Source organism: Streptomyces sp. NPDC051172 (genome assembly GCF_040682555.1).
Classification (GTDB): domain Bacteria; phylum Actinomycetota; class Actinomycetes; order Streptomycetales; family Streptomycetaceae; genus Streptomyces.
In genome coordinates this window covers 1-17,679 of record NZ_JBFBBE010000086.1, presented here as the reverse complement: position 1 = coordinate 17,679, position 17,679 = coordinate 1, and the positions used below count along the sequence as shown (strand labels likewise).

The following is a 17,679-nucleotide window of genomic DNA, read 5'->3' as shown; positions in this document are numbered from 1 at the left end:
TCCGTCGCACTGGGGGGCAACGGGGAGAATTGCTCCAGCTCAACGAAGGGACGCAGAAGTGAGCCTCGCCGACAGTACGGCCCCGCCCGGGGTGCCCGCACGCGGACGCCCCCGCAGTGAGGCGGTCGAACGCGCCGTCATAGAGGGCGTGCTGAAGCTCCTGGAGGACGGCGTCCCGCTCGCCGAACTCTCCATCGAGCGCATCGCCCGCACGGCGGGCGTCGGCAAGGCCACCATCTACCGCCGCTGGAGCGGCAAGGAGGAGCTCTTCGCCGACGTCGTACGCGCCGCCGAGCCCCCGGACCCCGAACTCCCCGGCACGTCCATGCGCGACGACCTGGTGGCCCTTCTGGAGCATCTGCGGCAGCGCGGCGTCCTGACCCGCACCTCGGCGCTCCTGCACAACGTGTTCGCCCAGATGAAGAGCAGCCCGAAGGTCTGGGCCGCCTACCACGCCTCCGTCGTCCGGCCGCGGCGCAGACTGCAGATCGAGATCCTGCGCCGCGGCCGGGACAACGGCGAACTCCGCGAGGACATCGACCTCGAGCTGGTCAACGACCTGATCGTCGGCCCCATGCTGCTGCGCACCGTCATGCGCCCGGCGGTGGAGGAGGAGAACGACCTCTCCGAGGGCCTGTCGGAGCAGATCGTGGACACGCTCCTCGAAGGGCTACGACCCGTCAAATCCTCAACCACCTAGCCCGAATGTGCGCGTTGCGTCACAGAGGGCGCTTTCCGGGGTCGCGTTCGGAACTCGCCGCGCCGCGTTCGTCGTCCTCGTGCCCGTACGGCCGTCATGCGACGGCAGGGACGAGCTCGATCATCCCCTAGGGTTTCAGATACGGGGGGACGGACGGGTTGCACGGCAGGCAGTGAGGCGACGCGGTATGGCGCAGCAGGCGTATGTGAGGGAGACGGACAACGGCGGCTCGGGGCCCGAGCACCGGGGAGACCGGCTTCGGCGCCTGCTCAACCGCATGGTCTCCGGATGGCGGGGCGACCCGAGAATCTGGCGCCGCGGCATCGTTGTCGCCGCCCTCGCGGTGATCCTCGCTCTGGTCATGCTGCTGCACGCACGCATCCCCAACCGCATCGGCAACCTGGGCAGCCTCACCGAGACCTTCCTGCCCTGGCTGGGTCTCCTGGTCCCGTTGCTGCTCCTGCTCGCGCTGGTGCGCAGGTCGGCGACCGCGCTGATCGCGGTGGTGCTGCCGGCGGCCGTATGGCTGAATCTCTTCGGCGGGTTGCTGACCGACAAGACCGTCGGCGGCGGCGACCTGACCGTCGCCACGCACAACGTCAACGCCGACAACCCCGACCCCTCGGGAACGGCCCGTGACGTGGCCGCGTCCGGCGCGGACGTGCTGGCGCTGGAGGAGCTGAACCCGTCGGCGGTGCCGGTGTACGAGGGGGCGCTGGCGTCGACGTACAGGTACCACTCGGTGCAGGGCACCGTCGGTCTGTGGAGCAAGTACCCCATGACCGGGGTCAGGGCCGTCGACATCAAGCTGGGCTGGACGCGCGCCATGCGCGCCACGGTGACCACACCGGAGGGGCAGGTCGCGTTCTACGTCGCCCACCTGCCGTCCGTGCGGGTGAAGCTGGAGGCCGGGTTCACGGCCCGGCAGCGCGACAAGAGCGCCAACGCGCTGGGCGAGGCCATCGCCCAGGAGCCGCTGAAGCGGAAGGTGCTGCTCGGCGACCTGAACGGCACGATGAACGACCGCTCCCTCAACGGCGTGACCTCCCAGATGCGTTCCACGCAGGGCGCGGCGGGCAGCGGATTCGGATTCAGCTGGCCGGCCTCGTTCCCGATGGCGCGGATCGACCAGATCATGGTCCAGGGCATCGAGCCGGTGACCTCGTGGACGCTGCCCAGGACCGGGAGCGACCACCTCCCGATCGCGGCCCGTGTGAGCCTCGCCACCGGCTCGTAACCTCCCGGAATACTGGGCCTGAGAGGCTTTGTTCCGTAACTGAACTTAACCTGGTACGGAACTCTGCTCTCCCCTTGACCTTGAAAGGAACAGGCCCCTTCATGCCCCTGGCCCTGCTCGCTCTGGCCGTCGGCGCTTTCGGGATCGGCACCACGGAGTTCGTGATGATGGGCCTGCTGCCCGACGTCGCGGACGACCTGCACGTCTCCGTCCCCACCGCCGGGCACCTGGTCTCGGCGTACGCGCTGGGCGTCGTCATCGGCGCCCCGCTGCTGGCCGCGGTCACCGCGCGGATGTCCCGCCGCACGGTGCTGATCGGTCTGATGGCGCTGTTCGTGGCGGGCAACGCGCTCTCCGCCTTCGCCCCCGGCTACGACTCCCTGCTGGCCGCCCGCTTCCTGAGTGGTCTGCCGCACGGCGCCTTCTTCGGCGTGGGCGCCGTCGTCGCCACGAACATGGTCGCGCCGGAGCGCAAGGCCCGCTCCGTCTCGTTGATGTTCCTCGGCCTGACGGTCGCCAACGTCGCGGGCGTGCCGGTCGCCACGCTGATGGGCCAGCACCTGGGCTGGCGGGCCACGTTCCTCGGCGTGAGCGCGATCGGACTGGCCGCCATCGCCTCCCTGGCGGCACTGATCCCGCACGACCACGCCCACGCGGCCCCGGCGACAGGCCTGCGCGGCGAGTTGGCGGCCCTGCGGTCGGTGCCGGTCTGGCTCGCGCTCGGCACGACGGTCGCCGGCTTCGGCGCCCTGTTCGCCGCATACAGCTACATCACGCCGATGCTGACGGACTCCGCCGGGTTCGCCGAGGGCAGCGTGACGGTGCTGCTGGCGCTGTTCGGTGTGGGCGCGACGGTGGGCAACCTGGCGGGCGGGCGCCTGGCGGACCACTCGCTGCGGGGGACGCTGTTCGGCGGCCTGGTTTCGCTTGCGGGTGTCCTGGCACTGTTCCCGCTGCTGATGTCGACGCAGTGGAGCGCGGGCCTGGCGGTGATCCTGCTCGGCGCGGCGGCCTTCATCACTGGGTCGCCGCTCCAGCTGATGGTCATGGAGAAGGCGTCGGCGGCCCCGTCGCTGGCGTCCTCCGCGAATCAGGCGGCGTTCAACCTGGCGAATGCGGGCGGCGCCTGGATCGGCGGCCTGGCGCTGGCAGCGGGCTTCGGGGTTACGTCTCCGGCGCTGGCGGGGGCGGGGTTGGCGGTGCTCGGCCTTGCGGTGGCCGGTGTGGCGTACGGGGTGGACCGGCGGGGCGTGCCTGCCGGGGGGCGGGGGCGCGTGGTTGCGTCCCACGTTCCGCGGGGGGCGGGGGCACTGCAGCGCTGAGGCGGCGGGCGCCGGGGCGGATGCTTCTCGTTCTTGGCGACCTTGCCCGCGTTCATCCGCGGAGGCCCTGCCCCCTCGACCCGAGCGGGGGCTGCACCTCCGCGTCGGCTTGGCCACCGCTCGGAACTCAAGCACCGCCTCGGCGACGGCGAGGCTTCGGCTGGCGCCGGTGGTGTCCGTCCGATCCTTCACCAGCAAATGGACGTGCATGGCGCTGAGGACGCCCCCGCGAATTCGCCTGCCAGGGGCGCCCTCAGCGTTTAATCCACGTCAGCGGACGCTGCCGTACTCCACGGGGAAGTCCGGGGGCCAGGGCTGGGTGAAGTCGAACAGGGACGGGTCCTCGAACTTGCGGTCCGCCTCGCGCCATGCGGGTTCGGCGGAGACGACGAAGCTGCCGCCGTCTGGTTCGACCATCCAGGTGAAGTCGGCGTCGTCCGCGGCGAGGTCATGACGCTCACTCAGCACCGCGAACTCGGCCTCCGACGCCCGACGAACGTGGATCCCCTTCTCGTAGATGGGCTTGAGCAGCATGAGCTCCACATGCCCGAAGTGCACGTCGACGCGGGTGTCTGTTCCGTCGACGGCGGTGGCGTCGCTGCGCAGCAGCAACTGGCGGTGCGACGCCGCGAAGCTGACCACCCGGAACAGACGTCCCTCTCGCACAAAATCCGGCATTCTCTGTGTTCTTCCCGTCCTTGGGGTCTTCGGGTCACCGACACCGTATGGATGTCCAAGAGAAACGGGCGCGTCAGTGCCTTCGATGGACTCGACGGGTTGTTCGGTTACGTCGCTGACCCGAGACTGAAGCTGTAGGGGCCGAGAGGGGTCCACGCAGCAGTGTGCGGACCCCTGGCGCGCTCTCAGGGAGAGGATCAGCCCAGCTCCTGCTGGCACTCGTGGAGCGTGAACTCTCCGAAGTTGTCCGCGACCTTCTCCATGAGCCCGCCCTCCAGAACCCCGGGGTTCCATGCGTAAACCGGGTACTCCCCCTCCTGGTCCGGCTGAGAGGTATCGAGGACGACAACTTCCCAGAGGTCGTCATACATGACGACCATGAAATGGTGCGGCAGCCCCAGCGCCTCGCGGTCCTGTCACGCAGGGTTCGGCCTTCCGTCGGAGGGCGAACCACGACAGCACCTCACTGAGCAGGTCGCGTTGCTGTCCGAGGAACCGGACGGTGAATTCCGTACCCTCTCGCCGGACGAACGGTCTGGCCCTTACGGTGTACTCCTTCCCTGGCCCAACGCCTACGAGGAGTGCCCTGACGTCGTAACGCATTGCCTCTGGCCCCATCTGACGGGGCATCGGCATCACTGTCTGGCAGGCGGGATGTAGACAACCTTGACGCGGAAAGCTCCGCCGGGAGGGGAGCCGGGATAGTTCCCGCCCTCGGCGGCGCCTGATCGGCAAGTGATCAGCGTCGGTATTCCGTGACCTGAACCATGCTGCCGTGGCCGTGCGGATCGGGCCGCACGACCTCGAACCCGGCTGAGGCAAGGATCTCCAGAAGAGCAGCCTGCATCTGGTTCAAGACGGTGTTGTAGTAGCGAGCTAGCACAGGCGGATTGGAGTAGTCGATCCCCTTCGCGAGGAGATCGAGAGCGGGATCCCTCAACTCGGCAGCCGTCTCCCAGTCCACATAGACCCCGCCATCGGTGAAGGGCGTCACATGTACGTCCACGCCAGCCTGGGTATGAGGACTGCCGCTCAGGTCACCCCGGTACACGGGAAACCCGGCACGTTCCAGTTCCCTGCACACCCGCTTGGCCAGCGCCTCACGCTCGGCGATGATCTCCGGAGTGGCTCTCGGGTGCGGCTCAGCCATGGGACTCCTCATGCTGTTTGGGGTTCTTTGCGAAGCGCGTTGCATGACTGGAATCGCGAGGATACGGGGGCCTCAAAAAAACGTCGGTTCCCAAGGCTGCAACTCGGTCTTGGGAACCGACGTCAGGTGAGGCGCCGCATTAACCAGCCAGCGTCACCTGTGGATTTCGGGGCCACAGCAACACTTGCACGGTCCGTTCAGTTCTCGGGTGGTCCCGCATGGTGCATTTTGATGACGATGGATGAGGATCACTCATTCCTCTGTCCATTCATTTCTCCGTGAACCCATTGAACGCACTCGGGTCGATCGCCGGTTTCATTTCGACAGAACTCCTCAAGTGCGGCCCGGACTCGATCAATCGGCAGAGTGCTTCTGGGGTCAAAGAAAAACGGAACCCCGGGGTCGGATACAACGCGCGGATCGAAGTTCGGAGGATGCGGATTATCGGAAACCCAAATGTGCTCCGAAATTTCGTCCTTCGTCGCGCGCTCTTGGGTTGCGAACCAGACGAGGCCGCCGTAACCGCTCTCCAAGTTGACTGCAACCTGGAGGGTGTTGTCAGGCCACCAATCGTTTACGGACTCTGAGTGACGCCTGTCCGCGAACATGAGCGTAGCCACCTCTCCCGGACTGATCCAAGGCTGGCCACGGCGCTCTGATCGCATATTCTCCATCACTTCATCAACTAGCCTGGCCTTTTCCGGCCAGCTTTCTGCATAGTGATAGCGGCCATGGATCACTGCATTCAAAATCACGGTGCGGCGGCCTCTCCGAGAATTACTTCTGGCTTCAGTGCGCCAGGGTACCATATAGTCATCCTCGAACCTTCCGGCAGAATTGTCTTGACTGCCCTTAGGCACCCGTACGGACCTCCGCATACGCCTTCGGCGTTGTTCATTACCACCGTGGCGTTGGTTACTCCATTTTGCCGCATCCACATGGCATATTGCGATTCAACATGCTGCGCAGCCGGGTAGTATTTAGCCTTCGGATGGATGGCGGTACCGTATTTTCTCAGATACTCATCGGTAGCGTCGACGAGAGCGCCGCCACCTCCGGCTTCTATCTCCTTGAAAACCTCTTTGCCCGACGAATCGAAGATTCGACCGGTCGTCACGCGTCTGTCGGCAAGCTCCGCCAGCACCTTCGCGACATTAACGCATGCTGTGTTGTGCACGAGGATTGGTGTTGCCCCGGCCAGCACATAGTACGTGTGCTACGCGACCCTTCTCTACCTGTGTTCTCGCAGGTCAAGTGATATTCGGCGGTCCGCTGAGGTACGGGTTCGGCCGGGGTTGTTCGTGGTTGTTGCCGTCACTACTGCCGTCAAGGATCTTGACCTCTCAGGCAGGGTTGGGGGCCCGCGGCGGCTCGGCCGTCCGCCGGTTCGGCAGTGCGGGCCGGGGCGGGGTGGGGTGGGAGGGGTTCGCCGCTCGGAGGGGCAGGCTTCGCTCCCCGTCGGAGGCGACGCGCCGACAGCCCGTTTCTGGTCACCTGTAGAGCAGTGCCCGCGTCGTTACCCGCTACCCGAGCCGGGACATCCGAGCTACTGTGGATGTCATGACGACGGCCTACGAGGACGTACCCTTCAGCGAGCTGCTCCACCACCCCGCTGCCACCGCCCGGCGTCTGGACGCGGTCCGCGCATTGCGCCTGCGCCGACGCGACGCGAGCGACCTGGCGCTCATTCGCGCCGACCAACTGGCGCAGGACTCCACCGTGGTCGACTTCACCGCCCGCCTGCTCGCCGGGCTGGTCCGCACCGAGAACACCGCCGCACTGCGACAGGCCCTGCCTGATGCCCTGCCCTGGTCGGTCTTCCTCCCGGAGGACGACGTCGAGGCGATGCTCGGCGAACTCGTGGACACGGCCCGCGGGGCTGCTGCGCTGGAGAACCTGACTCCCATCGCGCTGCTGCTGGCCCAGTGGCGGCACAGTGCCGAGATCTACGCCGACCCGGCCCTGCACGACTTCCTCACCCGCGAGCCCGACGGCGACCTCGGCCCTGTCCGCGTACCCGAAGGCGAGACCGCCGAGTGAGCCCCAAGCGCGGTGACCGCGCGGCCCCACCCCCGATCGGCGACGAATTCGACCTGCGCTTCGCCAACACCGAGGCGGCCAACGGCTGGGACCACCTCTCCCGCCACGCCGCAGGCAACCTCCGCCGTGCCTTCGACAAGATCCGATCCGCCCCGCGCGCCACCGACGACCCCGAGCGCCACCACCGCCTCAAGGGCAAGCTCGGCGCTACGGTCTGGAAGGGACAGACGCTGGAGCGCTGGCAGTACGAGGTCACCGGCGGCGGCCGCATCTGGTACCTGGTCGACGACGCCAACCGCACCGCCTGGATCACCTACGCAGGCACCGGACACCCCAAAGCCACCGACTGATCGCCCTCACCTCCTGTCCACCTGCCGCAGCCACGATCCGCGCGGGTGTCGGCGCGGCCTCGGGCCGGTGCCCTGCCCGATCCAGGGCCCCACCCCGGGCAAGTGGGCGGTCCGGGGGCTTTCGGCGGCTCGGCGCTCGACTTCCGGGGCGGCCCTCGGTCGGCGTGCGGCGGGGCTGGTGCGTCGGTCAGTCCGACAGCGCGGGGGCGTGACGGAAGGCGGTCCGGCTGACGGCGAGTGCCGGGAGCTTCACGCTCCCCTGCCAGAGGCAACGTCGGCCACCGCCCTCGGTGAGCCTGGCGATGTACGTGAAGGGTCGGCCCCCTGGTCGGCCCTGTGCCTGCGATCCGGCCGTAGGACGGTCGTGGGCGACAACTTGCTCCGCCAGGAGCCCAGTTACGGTCAGCCCGGCGACCAGGCAGATTGCCGCTCCGGCAGTCCTGGTTCACGCCCCGGCTGCCGGGCGGCTCGCCGCCTGCCTCGCGGCTGACCGCCCGGAGTGAAGGCGGGCTTGTCGGCGACGGCGGCCAGCTCCGGCAGGCGGGGCCCGCCTTGAACCTCGTAGAGAAAATCTGAACGCACCGCCCTGACCGGCGTCCCGGCACGGTGGGTCAGCGGCCCCGCTCGCCGCTGCCTGACTCCAGGGCCTCGATGCGGCCACGAAGTTCGGCAATCTCCTGGGCAGCCTCCTTCAGTGCCCGTTCCAGCGCCTCGACGCGGGCCGCCGTCCCGGTGGCGGGCGCGGTCGCCTCGGGGCCGTCGAGCTCATCGGCGTGGTCGTGGTGGGCGACGAAGGCTCCCTTGCCGGGGCGGGAGACCGCCCACCCCTCCTGCTTCAGCAGGACCATGGCCTTCTGCACGGTCAGGCTCGACGCCCCGAACTCCCGCATCAACACGGCCTGCGTGGGCAACGCATCACCCGGCCGCAGCCCACCAGAGCGGATGCGCTCGCGCAGGGTCTCGGCGATGACCTCGAACGTCAGCGGTACCCCGCTGCCCGCCGGCCTGCGCCCGCGCCGCCCCACCACCACGCCTGGTCACCCCCGCTTTCCACGCCCTCTATCAGCAATATCCGGCCCGTCCAAGCCGGGAAACCGGCCCCACACTACCCGCGTCCCGAACCCCGTAGAAAGGAATGAGGAGGGATGCACTTGAATGCGCCCGTGGGGCGATGTTAACGTCACGCACCCGCCGGTGATCACCACCGCGCCAGCGCCGACCAAGCCCTCACTGGTCCGGCCCCCGCGCCCACCTTCGAGGCGCCCCGTTCCCTGTGAGCCGATCACTTCGGCCTGCCCACGCCACCCCGCTCCGTACCGCTTCCGCACTCCCGCCGAAAGGCCCCGTTCCGCATGCCCGCACAGCTCCAACTCCCGTACTCCGTAAGCGCTCCGGCCGCCTCGTGTCCGTCGCCGGCGTTCACGACGCCGACCTGCCCGGCGGACGTCACCGCTTCGACGGCAGGGCGGTCGGCGCTGGAGCGCCGCGCCAGGCTCACCGCCAGGCTGGCGAAGCTCGCCGCCGCCGGACACCTCGCACCCCTCGCACGACAGATCAGCACACTCGGCGGTTGCGCGCACCCGATCCGCCTCACCGGACACCGAACCCGACTCGACAGCGCGACCGGCGAGATCCTCGACCACTTCGACTCCAGCCGGCTCCCGGCGGGCAAACTGCTGGTCCGCTGCGGCAACCGCCGCGCCACCCGCTGCCCGGCCTGCTCCACCGTCTACCGCTACGACACCTACCAACTCATCGCCGCCGGACTTCGCGGGGGCAAGACAGTCCCCACCAGCGTCGCCGCGCACCCCCGCGTCTTCGCCACCCTGACCGCGCCCGGCTTCGGGCCCGTCCACAACCGGCCCGACACCGGCCGCTGCCACTGCGGCCACTCCCACCCCGGTGACGACCCGCTCCTGGGCACGCCGCTCGACCCGGAGCGCTACGACTACGCGGGCGCGGTGCTGTGGAACGCGCACGCCTCGGCCCTATGGGCACGCTTCACCACGCACCTGCGACGCGAAATCGCCAAAGTCGCTGGGCTCACGCAGCGGGCCCTGCGCGATCACGCCACGCTCTCGTACGCGAAGGTCGCCGAGTACCAGAAGCGTGGCCAGGTCCACTTCCACGCCGTCATCCGCCTCGACGGACCCACCGGCCCCGGCAGCACACCACCCGCCTGGGCCACCACCCAACTCCTCGACCACGCCGTCCGCGCCGCCGCCACACGCACCCGTGTCCACCACGCAGGTCAGCCTCAGCTGTCAGCCGAGGACGCGCCCGGGCCCCGGGAGAGCGGCCGGGGCGGGCGGTCGGTGTTCCGGTTCGGGCGGCAGATCGACGTCCGGCCGATCCGCAGCGCGGACTTCACCGGCGGCCCGGTCACCGACCGGCACGTCGCCGCCTACATCGCCAAGTACGCCACCAAGGGCGCCGAGACCACCACCGGCACCCTCGACCGCCGCCTCCGCTTCTTCGCCGAACTCGCCCAGTACGACATCACCGACCACGCCCGCCGCATGATCCACACTGCCTGGCACCTCGCCACCAAGCGTCGGCACGCCCACCTACGCCTGCGTCAATGGGCTCACATGCTCGGCTTCCGAGGCCACTTCTCCACCCGCACCCGCCGCTACTCCACCACCCTCGCCCACCTCCGAGCCGAACGCGCCGCCTGGCGAACCGGCCGACCCAACCTCCAGGCCCCAGCCAAGGGTGGGCCGCAGGCCGGCCAGACGGACGGCACTCCGGTCAGTGACCGCGCCGGACACTCCACTGACCTGGCCGCCGGTCACCGACCCGGTCACGGTCATTCCACAGGTCACCGTCCCGGTCACCGCGATATCGCCGCGTCGCCCGACGGTTCGGACACGACGCTGGTCATCTCCCACTGGCAGTACGCCGGAACCGGCCTCTTGCCCGAACTCGAACACCTCGCCGACCTCCTCGCCGCGAAACAGCGGGCCCGACCCGAGCAACCGAACCGACCCCGACGCTCGAAGCACTCCGGCGACCGCGCCGGTCACCCGGTGGGTCACTCCACCGATCGGCTGACCAGTGCCGTCCGGCCCGGGGCCCCCGCGTGACCGCCGGTACGGAACTCCTCACCGTCCCCCAGGTCATGGCCCGCCTCCAGCTCGGCCGCTCCGCCGTCTACGACCTCCTCCGCACCGGGCAACTCGTATCGATCACCCTCGGCCGCGCCCGCCGCATCCCCACGCACGCCCTCACTGACTTCATCCGCACCCGCCTCGAACAGGACGCCGCCTGATGACCACACCTCGCCCTGCCTCCTCCCGCCGCTCCCGTGCCCGTGCGAACGGCGACGGGACCGTCTACCAGCGCAAGGACGGACGATGGGAAGCCGCCGGATACGTCCTGGCCCCCGGCAACACCCGCAAGCGCGTCCGCGTCTACGGCACCACCCGCAAGGACGCGATGACCAAGCTCACCGAGAAGATCGCTGCCAGCAACCGCGGCCTCCCCGTAGCAGCGGCCGACAGCACCGTGGGCGCCTACCTCACGTACTGGCTGAACGGTGTTGCCGTACACCACCTGCGGGAGAACACCCACACCCGCTACGCCGCCTCCATCCGCCTCCACCTCAGCCCCGGCCTCGGTGCGAAGAAGCTCGCCCGACTCACCACCCGCGACGTCCGCACCTTCCTCGACGGACTCCGCACCACCTGCCAGTGCTGCGCCCAGAACCGGGACGCGACACAGCGGTCCTGCTGTGCCATCGGCCAGTGCTGCGAGAAGCGACTGTCACCGCTGACCGTGACGTACGTCCACGCGGTCCTCAAGTCCGCCCTGGAACACGCCGTGCGCGAGGACGAACTGCCGCGCAACGTCGCCCGGAACGTCAAGACAACCGCGCCCCGCCCCAGGCGCTTCCAGCCCCTCACCGCCTCCGAAGCCAGGCAACTCCTTCAAGCGGCCAACGGCGACCGGCTTCACGCCCTGTACGAACTCGCTCTGCGCACCGGACTCCGCAAGGGCGAACTCCTCGGCCTCCACTGGGAAGACCTCGACCTCGACAGCGGCACCGCCACCATCCACCGCTCCCTCCAGCGCACCCGCAGCCAGGGCCTGACCGTCTTGCATACCAAGACCCTGGCCTCCGAGCGGCGCATCGCCCTCCCCACCCAATGCCTGAGCTCCCTCAAGATCCACCAGGAAGAGCAGCAGGAAGAGCGCCAGGCGGCCGGAACGAGTTGGGCTGACAACGGACTCATCTTCACTACCCCCAAGGGCAGGCCGCTCGACCCCGGCAACCTGACCCGCCGCTTCCGCCGCCTCCTTCACAGCGCAGGGCTCCGGACGATCCGCTTCCACGACCTCCGACACTCGACCGCCACCCTGCTCCTGGAGCAAGGCGTCGACCTCGTCGTCATCAAGGAACTCCTCGGCCACGCCCACATCGGCGTCACCGCCGGCGTCTACGCCCACGTACGGCTCCGCCTCCAACGCCAGGCCATCGACACCCTCGGGGGCATCCTCAGCCAGACCGACGCCCCGGACGACCCGCCCACCGCAGCCGTCGTCCGCTGACGTTGCCGTCACCGTTGCCGTCACAAGGCGCCAGGCCCCGCCGGAGATCATTCCGGCGGGGCCTGTTTAATCTGTTTTCCCGAGCAATGTAAATGCTCCGGCTATTAGGCGTACCGCACCAGGCACCTACCGAACCCCTTGACTCGATTCAACCTATCCGCGCGAAGAAGTATCACTCGCCGGGATCGTATAGGAAGCCGCGAGACTCTCGTCGAAGAACACGATCAGCTCGTCAGGCATATACGTGAAACCCTCCCCCTCAGCCGAACCTAGAGCAATAACCAGGCTTGACTTATTGGAGAATCCAAGGCGATACGCCCACGGCATTTCAGGACACCCGTCATTGGGAACGTGCCAGGCAGGACTGATCTCCACAATATCCGCCCCAAGGAACCTCTCCCAATCGACATGGTCGCTCACGTCGACAGTGTCCCCAGGCAAGTCGGCGTCCGACTCTCCAGGTTCCCTAAACTCGATTGCCATCCCCTCGTTGAGGCCATCCATCGCCCAGGACAGGGACAGTGCAGCCCCGGTGCTCATGACCAGATCAACGGCCATGTCGACTTCATGAGCACGATCCTCCCTGTGCCCTTCGGGCCAGGTTTCCCCCTGCGGAACTACGTAGCGGACCGCACTCACAGACGCCCCCGCGATCGCACCCCGAAGGTCAGCGAGACTAGCGTCGCCGCGCGCCTTTGCATCCCACGGCTCGATTACCAACATGCCTAGTACCGCCCGAAGTATTGGAACTGTCCATTTGCGTCGAAGGTCGCACCGATCCCGCGCCCACCAGCAGGGTCCGGCATGATGTACCGCGTTCCGCCCGCGAAGTTGCCGGAATTGACAGCGGACGTAGAGGTTTGCGGATTGGTCAGAATGTCGTCCAACAAATCCTGCCCGGCGGTCTTCAATTCCTTGCCGGGAACCACAGGAAGATCGCCGCGGTTCATGTGCTTCTGGTATTCACGGCCTGCATGAGTCGTCTTCCCCTTTGCTGGACGCATTCCGCTCTGCGAAAGCGCATCCAGATCAGGGCAGCCTCCGGAGTTATGCACGAGCACGGGAGTCTCGCCCGCCAGCACATAGTACGTGTGGAGGTTTTCAACGGTGAGGTTGTAAGCCGAATGGATCTGGTGGTAGCGGTGGACGCGGGCCACCGTGACGGTCGCGCCGTTGCTGGTGTGCAGGGTCTGGCCGGGCTCGAGGTCGCCGGCGTCTATCCAACGGTGGGCGCTGGGCGACCAGAAGGGGTGGTGCTGAGTGGCGGTGATCCGTGCGTTGCCGACGTTGATCGTGATGTCGGCGAAGTCGGTGTCGTCCGGCGTGTAGATGGTGCGGGTGACGCTGTGGCTTTCGGTACGGCCGCTCTCGGGATCGGTGGCGAGGACTGCGTCGTCGACCCGGACGTCCTGGATCTGCCGGGTGGTGCCGTCTGCCATCAGCACTCGTGTGGTGCCGGGGAAGCTGTTGGTGCGCTCACACACCTTGGCAAGAGCCGCGACGGCTCTTGCGGCAATACCGGCGATGACCTCATCAGACAGGTTGTAGGCGCGTAGCGCCTTCCAGGCGTCTTCGAAGCCGATGCCTGTCCTGGCGGCAGCGTCGAGGGCCTTGACTGCCTTGCTGATCTCGCTGAGTGCGCCTTCCACCGGGACGTAGGTCGCCAAGGCCCAGGCGCAGCCGCTGGCGCTGCCGTGGAGGCAGTTCATCATGTCTTCGGCGAAGAAGGAGAACAGGATCGATCCGGGAACGTCGCCGAAGAGGGTCTGCCATCCGGCGCGGACGATGTCCTTGCCGGAGAAGTGGTGCTGCCAGTTTTCGATCTTGATGTTCTTCAAGGTCGTTCGCTGGAGGAACTGCCACGCCGATTTCGGGCAGCCGTCCGCGGTGGCCTGCGCACTTTGATCCGTGCACAGGTAGAAGTCAGCCTCGTAGGTGACGACCAGGTTGTACGTGGCGTTGCAGCCCTGGATTGCTGCTTCCGGCATCCCGGGGCAGGTGCCGATCTGCTGGGAGCTGACGATCTGGACGGTGGACTCGTCCGGGACGGCGAAGACACCGGGAATGCCGGTACCGGACCCCTTGGACGCCTCTGTGTTGGCCTCCGTCCTTTCCGTCCTGTCGGCCGCGTCCTGTGCCTCCTTGGCGTATTTGGCGGCGTCCTTGGCTGCCTGTTCGGCTTCGGTGGCGGCTGCGTCGGCGCGGTCGGCGGCGGCGCGGGCGTCCTTGGCGTCCTGTTCGGCCTGGGTGGCGGCGGAGCGGGCGGCTTCGGCGTCGAGGGCTGCGGCGTCGGCTGAGTCGCGGGCGTCCTTGGCGTAGCCCTCGGCGTTGCCGGCCGCGGTGTCCGCTGCTGCCGCGTCGTCGGCGGCCTGTTTGTCGTAGTCGATGGTTCGGGCCAGGGAGGACTGCGCCGCTGCTGCGGCCGTGGCGGCGTCGGCCGCGTAGCCGAGGGCCTCCTTGGAGTAGGTGCGGGCGTCCGCCGCGTACTGGGCCGCGTTGGCCGCGTGCTGGTAGGCCTCCTTGGCGTCGCCCTTGGCCTGGTCGGCGAGGTTCTTCGCTGCCTGGGCCTCGGCGGCGGCGTTCTTGGCGTGCGCGTCGGCGACGGCCTGCTGCTGCTCCGCGATGGACTTGGACGCCTGTCCGGTCAGGACGACCAGGCCGGCGGCCGAGTCGGTGTCGACGTACGGCGAGCCGAGTTGGATGGCGTCGTTGGCCGGGTTGGCGACCTGCTTGGCTGCTTCTCCGGCGTCCACGGCGGCCTGGGCGGTGACATGCGCGTACCCGGCGGCCTTCGCGGAGGCCGCTAGGGCATTGCCGGCCTCCGTGTTCGCCGCATCCGCCTGGGTCTTGGCGTCCTTGGCGTGCTGTTCGGCCTCGTCGGCGAGCTTGACCGCGGTCTTTGCCTCGGTGGCGGCGTCCTGGGACGCCTTGATGGCGTCGGCTGCGGCGCTGGTCGCGGTCTTCACCGCGGCATCGGCCTTCAGCTTGTCGGCCTGGGCGGCGTCGGAGTCGGAGCGGGCGCGTTTGGCGGCTGCCTCGGCGCGGGTGGCCGCGGCGTCGGCGTCGGCCGCCGCCTGGGTGGCCGCGTCGGCGTCCGCGCGGGCCTTCGTGGCCGCACTCTCGGCGTCGTCGGCGGCCTTGTCGGCGTCGTTGGCGGCGGAGCGGGCGGCGGTCGCCGCGTCCCCGGAGTCCAGAGAGTCGGCGTAGGCGTCCTTGGCGTCGGCCTTGGCCCGGGCCGCGTTGGCCTTCTGTTCGGCGTCCCAGGCGTCGTCGCGTTTGGCCTTGGCGTTGTCGCGGGCCGTGTTCGCGTCGTCGCGTTTGCCTTCGGCGGTCTTCTCGGCGGCGTCGGCCTTGTCCTTGGCGTCCTTGGCCGCCGTTGCCTGCTGCTGTGCGGCGGTCTTGTCGGCCGCGGCCTCGGCCTGTTTGGCCGCGGCGGTCTCCTTCTCCGCCTTGGCGGTCTTCTCCTGGGCCTCGGCGTCGAGCCGCTTGGCATGGGCGTCGGCGGCGGCCGCCTTCGCATCACCCTCGGCCTTCAGGGCGACACCGAGCTTGGCCTCGGCCGTTTCCTTGTCGGCCTTGGCGTTGTCACGGTGGACCTTGGCGGCGTCCGCGGCCGCCTTGGCCTGCTCCTCGGCGGCCTTCGCGGCCTCCTTGCGGAACTCCGCCTTGGCCTGCGCCGCCTGCGCGAGCGCACGCTGCGCGATCGTCGCGCTGTCACCGGCCGAGGCACGGGTGGCGGCCTCAGCGGTCTCGCCGGCCTTCTCCATCGCCTGGAGCGCTGCCACCGCGCCCCGGGTCACCTGTGTCTTCTGCTGGCCTACCAGCAGACCGCGACCCCGCGGCGCACCAGCCGCGTCCGCGATGCCGTAGGCGGCCTGAAGAGCGGTGTCCGAGCTGGTTCCTGCCTGCTGTGCGGCTGCCAACTGCGCCTGGAGTACGGCCAGTTGCTTCTTCGCGCCCGTCTGAGCGGCCGAGATTCCGGAGGTGGCCTTGGTGAACTGGGCCTTGTCCGGGTAGTCCAGCTTGCCGTCGCCGTCGTGGCCCTGGGGGACGATGCGGATCTTCTGCGCGTCGGTGCCGTTGCACGTGTACAGCTGGGCGTCGTTGCCGTTGGTGAAGGTGTGCAGGTCCAGGCACTTGTCGGTGGCGGCATTGCGGAGCTCGCCGGCGGCGCGGACGTCGAACTGCCACTGCTGCGGCGCGCTGCCGTTGCAGGTCCAGAGCCGGATCTTCGTACCGTTGGCGTCGTTGCCGTTCTGCACGTCAATGCATTTGGCCGCATGAGTGTTGAAGAGGGCGTAACCCCCGGCGTAGGAGCCCCAGAACTGCCACTGCTGGGCGGCGCTGTTGTTGCAGGTGTAGGTCTGCACCGGGGTGCCGTTGGCCGTCCCGCTGCCCTGGACGTCCAGGCACTTGCCCTTGGCCGCCTCCACCCGCATGACCAGGGAGGAGTCGCCGATCCAGCCGATACCGCCGGGCTTCCAGAAGTCCTGCCAACGCGTGAGGTGGTCGGCGACCCAGGAGTGCCCCAGCATGTCGCTCAGCGCCTTCGCGCCCTTGGCCAGGGCGTCGACGGCACTCTTGTTGGCGTCCAGGATCTGGTTGCGCTGGGCGGCCTGGGAGGAGACCTCCTGCTGCCACTCACCGGCCGCGGTGGAGGTGATGTCGCCCAGTACGCTGTCCGGGTCCAGCGGGTCACGCCAGCCACAGGCCGCGAACCGGGACTTCACGTCCTCGACCGCTATGCGGTACTCCGGCGTGCCCGGCTGCGGGGCGGTACGCGGGAAGCCACCGGAGGACAGGAAGACACGCGCGTCGTCGGCGCCCGCGTTCGTGGCGGGGCCGCCATGCATCCACTGGAAGGCGCTGTGCTCGGCCAGCGCCCGGTTCCACTCCTGCTGGGTCGTCCCGGTCGGGTCCGGGTCCTTGCCGTAGAGCGGGCTGCCGACGACGTCGACGGCCTTGAGGGTCGCGTCGTCGGCCTTCGGAGTGTCGTCCTGGTAGAAGTCGTAGTCGTTCATCCAGAACCGGTCGGCGACCCACTTGGCCAGACCGGTCTGGTTGTCAAAGCTCTGCTCGCCGTCGGGCGGCCAGTGGAACCCGGCGTCCGTGAATCCGTCAGGGGTCGCCAGGCCCTCGAGAGGCTTCTTCCAGCCGTCCCGCTGAGCAGCGAGATCGTCCATCTGCTTGCTCGCCGCGTCCCGGTCCTTCTGGTACGCCACAGCCAGCGGCGTCTTGTCCCAGTGCTCGCGGTTGGCCAGGACGTGCAGCTTGTCGGCGGGCTGGTTGAGGCCGTCCTGCGCGGTCGCGGCCATCGACGGCCCGCCCAGCCGCAGCACGTGCGACATCAGGCACTGGTCCTGCCGCAACTGCTCGGCGGAGGTGTCCTGGTACCAGGGGTAGGAATCGCCCGCCGGTTCGGCGTGGAGGCCGGGCAGGCCGGGCTGAACCGCCACACCCGCCAGAACGGCCAGCGCGGCTACGGACGTGACAGCGGACGTGAGTTTTCGTGATCTTCGAGTTCCGGGCAGCCGGAACCAGGGTCTGGGGTGCAAGGAGCCTTCGCCATCTTCGAACGTGCAGGTCGGAGGGGCTGGTGTGCGGTTTGGTCGGGGTGCTCGGGCTGGTCGCGGGCGCGAGTCCTCGGTCTT

The 17,679-nt window shown here is 68.5% G+C and carries 16 protein-coding genes; 8 read left to right on the top strand and 8 right to left on the bottom strand.

Features of this window, described 5'->3' with window-relative positions:
- The first annotated feature begins 58 nt into the window (after positions 1-58).
- From AB0N07_RS36345 to AB0N07_RS36335, 3 genes are all read left to right on the top strand, one after another.
- Positions 59-700, top strand: coding sequence for a TetR/AcrR family transcriptional regulator (locus AB0N07_RS36345; RefSeq protein WP_365842630.1), 642 nt, complete (start codon positions 59-61; stop codon positions 698-700).
- Positions 701-887: 187 nt separating this feature from the next.
- Positions 888-1,937 (top strand): endonuclease/exonuclease/phosphatase family protein, encoded by a 1,050-nt coding sequence (locus AB0N07_RS36340; protein ID WP_365842628.1) that lies wholly within the window; start codon positions 888-890, stop codon positions 1,935-1,937.
- A gap of 101 nt (positions 1,938-2,038) precedes the next feature.
- Entirely contained in the window at positions 2,039-3,259 is a 1,221-nt protein-coding gene (locus AB0N07_RS36335; RefSeq protein WP_365842626.1) for an MFS transporter, read from the top strand.
- Between the two features lie 270 nt (positions 3,260-3,529).
- Here the strand turns inward: AB0N07_RS36335 and AB0N07_RS36330 are convergent, their stop codons facing one another.
- The 5 genes from AB0N07_RS36330 to AB0N07_RS36310 all read right to left on the bottom strand — a co-directional run bounded on the left by AB0N07_RS36330 (position 3,530) and on the right by AB0N07_RS36310 (position 6,264).
- Positions 3,530-3,937 (bottom strand): hypothetical protein, encoded by a 408-nt coding sequence (locus AB0N07_RS36330; RefSeq protein ID WP_365842624.1) that lies wholly within the window; start codon positions 3,935-3,937, stop codon positions 3,530-3,532.
- A gap of 197 nt (positions 3,938-4,134) precedes the next feature.
- Complete coding sequence (locus tag AB0N07_RS36325) at positions 4,135-4,308, bottom strand: hypothetical protein (RefSeq protein WP_365842622.1); 174 nt, start codon at positions 4,306-4,308, stop codon at positions 4,135-4,137.
- Between the two features lie 368 nt (positions 4,309-4,676).
- A complete protein-coding gene (locus tag AB0N07_RS36320; RefSeq protein WP_365842620.1) occupies positions 4,677-5,087 on the bottom strand; it encodes a hypothetical protein in 411 nt (136 codons plus the stop codon).
- A gap of 248 nt (positions 5,088-5,335) precedes the next feature.
- Entirely contained in the window at positions 5,336-5,761 is a 426-nt protein-coding gene (locus tag AB0N07_RS36315) for an Imm1 family immunity protein (RefSeq protein WP_365842672.1), read from the bottom strand.
- 77 nt (positions 5,762-5,838) lie between these two features.
- Positions 5,839-6,264 carry a DddA-like double-stranded DNA deaminase toxin gene (locus AB0N07_RS36310; protein ID WP_365842618.1) on the bottom strand — a complete coding sequence of 142 codons (426 nt, stop codon included), beginning with the start codon at positions 6,262-6,264 and terminating at the stop codon, positions 5,839-5,841.
- Between the two features lie 383 nt (positions 6,265-6,647).
- Between AB0N07_RS36310 and AB0N07_RS36305 the strand changes: the two genes are divergently transcribed.
- Positions 6,648-7,127, top strand: a complete 480-nt coding sequence (locus AB0N07_RS36305; protein WP_365842616.1) for a hypothetical protein — start codon at positions 6,648-6,650, stop codon at positions 7,125-7,127.
- Positions 7,124-7,477 (top strand): hypothetical protein, encoded by a 354-nt coding sequence (locus AB0N07_RS36300; RefSeq protein ID WP_365842614.1) that lies wholly within the window; start codon positions 7,124-7,126, stop codon positions 7,475-7,477. Before AB0N07_RS36305 ends, AB0N07_RS36300 begins: the two co-directional genes overlap by 4 nt.
- A gap of 611 nt (positions 7,478-8,088) precedes the next feature.
- Here the strand turns inward: AB0N07_RS36300 and AB0N07_RS36295 are convergent.
- On the bottom strand, positions 8,089-8,508 hold the full coding sequence (locus AB0N07_RS36295; RefSeq protein WP_365842612.1) for a GntR family transcriptional regulator: 420 nt from the start codon (positions 8,506-8,508) through the stop codon (positions 8,089-8,091).
- A gap of 321 nt (positions 8,509-8,829) precedes the next feature.
- On the opposite strand from AB0N07_RS36295, the gene AB0N07_RS36290 reads away from it, so the two are divergent.
- From AB0N07_RS36290 to AB0N07_RS36280, 3 genes are read left to right on the top strand one after another with little or no spacing between them, the layout of a single operon-like run.
- Entirely contained in the window at positions 8,830-10,563 is a 1,734-nt protein-coding gene (locus AB0N07_RS36290) for a replication initiator (protein WP_365842610.1), read from the top strand.
- Positions 10,560-10,748, top strand: a complete 189-nt coding sequence (locus AB0N07_RS36285) for a helix-turn-helix domain-containing protein (RefSeq protein ID WP_365842608.1) — start codon at positions 10,560-10,562, stop codon at positions 10,746-10,748. Before AB0N07_RS36290 ends, AB0N07_RS36285 begins: the two co-directional genes overlap by 4 nt.
- Positions 10,748-12,028 (top strand): tyrosine-type recombinase/integrase, encoded by a 1,281-nt coding sequence (locus AB0N07_RS36280; RefSeq protein ID WP_365842606.1) that lies wholly within the window; start codon positions 10,748-10,750, stop codon positions 12,026-12,028. The genes AB0N07_RS36285 and AB0N07_RS36280 overlap by 1 nt, the downstream gene beginning before the upstream one ends.
- A gap of 153 nt (positions 12,029-12,181) precedes the next feature.
- On the opposite strand, the gene AB0N07_RS36275 is transcribed toward AB0N07_RS36280, so the two are convergent.
- Positions 12,182-12,586, bottom strand: coding sequence for a hypothetical protein (locus tag AB0N07_RS36275; protein ID WP_365842605.1), 405 nt, complete (start codon positions 12,584-12,586; stop codon positions 12,182-12,184).
- A gap of 167 nt (positions 12,587-12,753) precedes the next feature.
- Positions 12,754-17,484, bottom strand: a complete 4,731-nt coding sequence (locus AB0N07_RS36270; RefSeq protein WP_365842603.1) for an RICIN domain-containing protein — start codon at positions 17,482-17,484, stop codon at positions 12,754-12,756.
- Positions 17,485-17,679 lie beyond the last annotated feature (195 nt).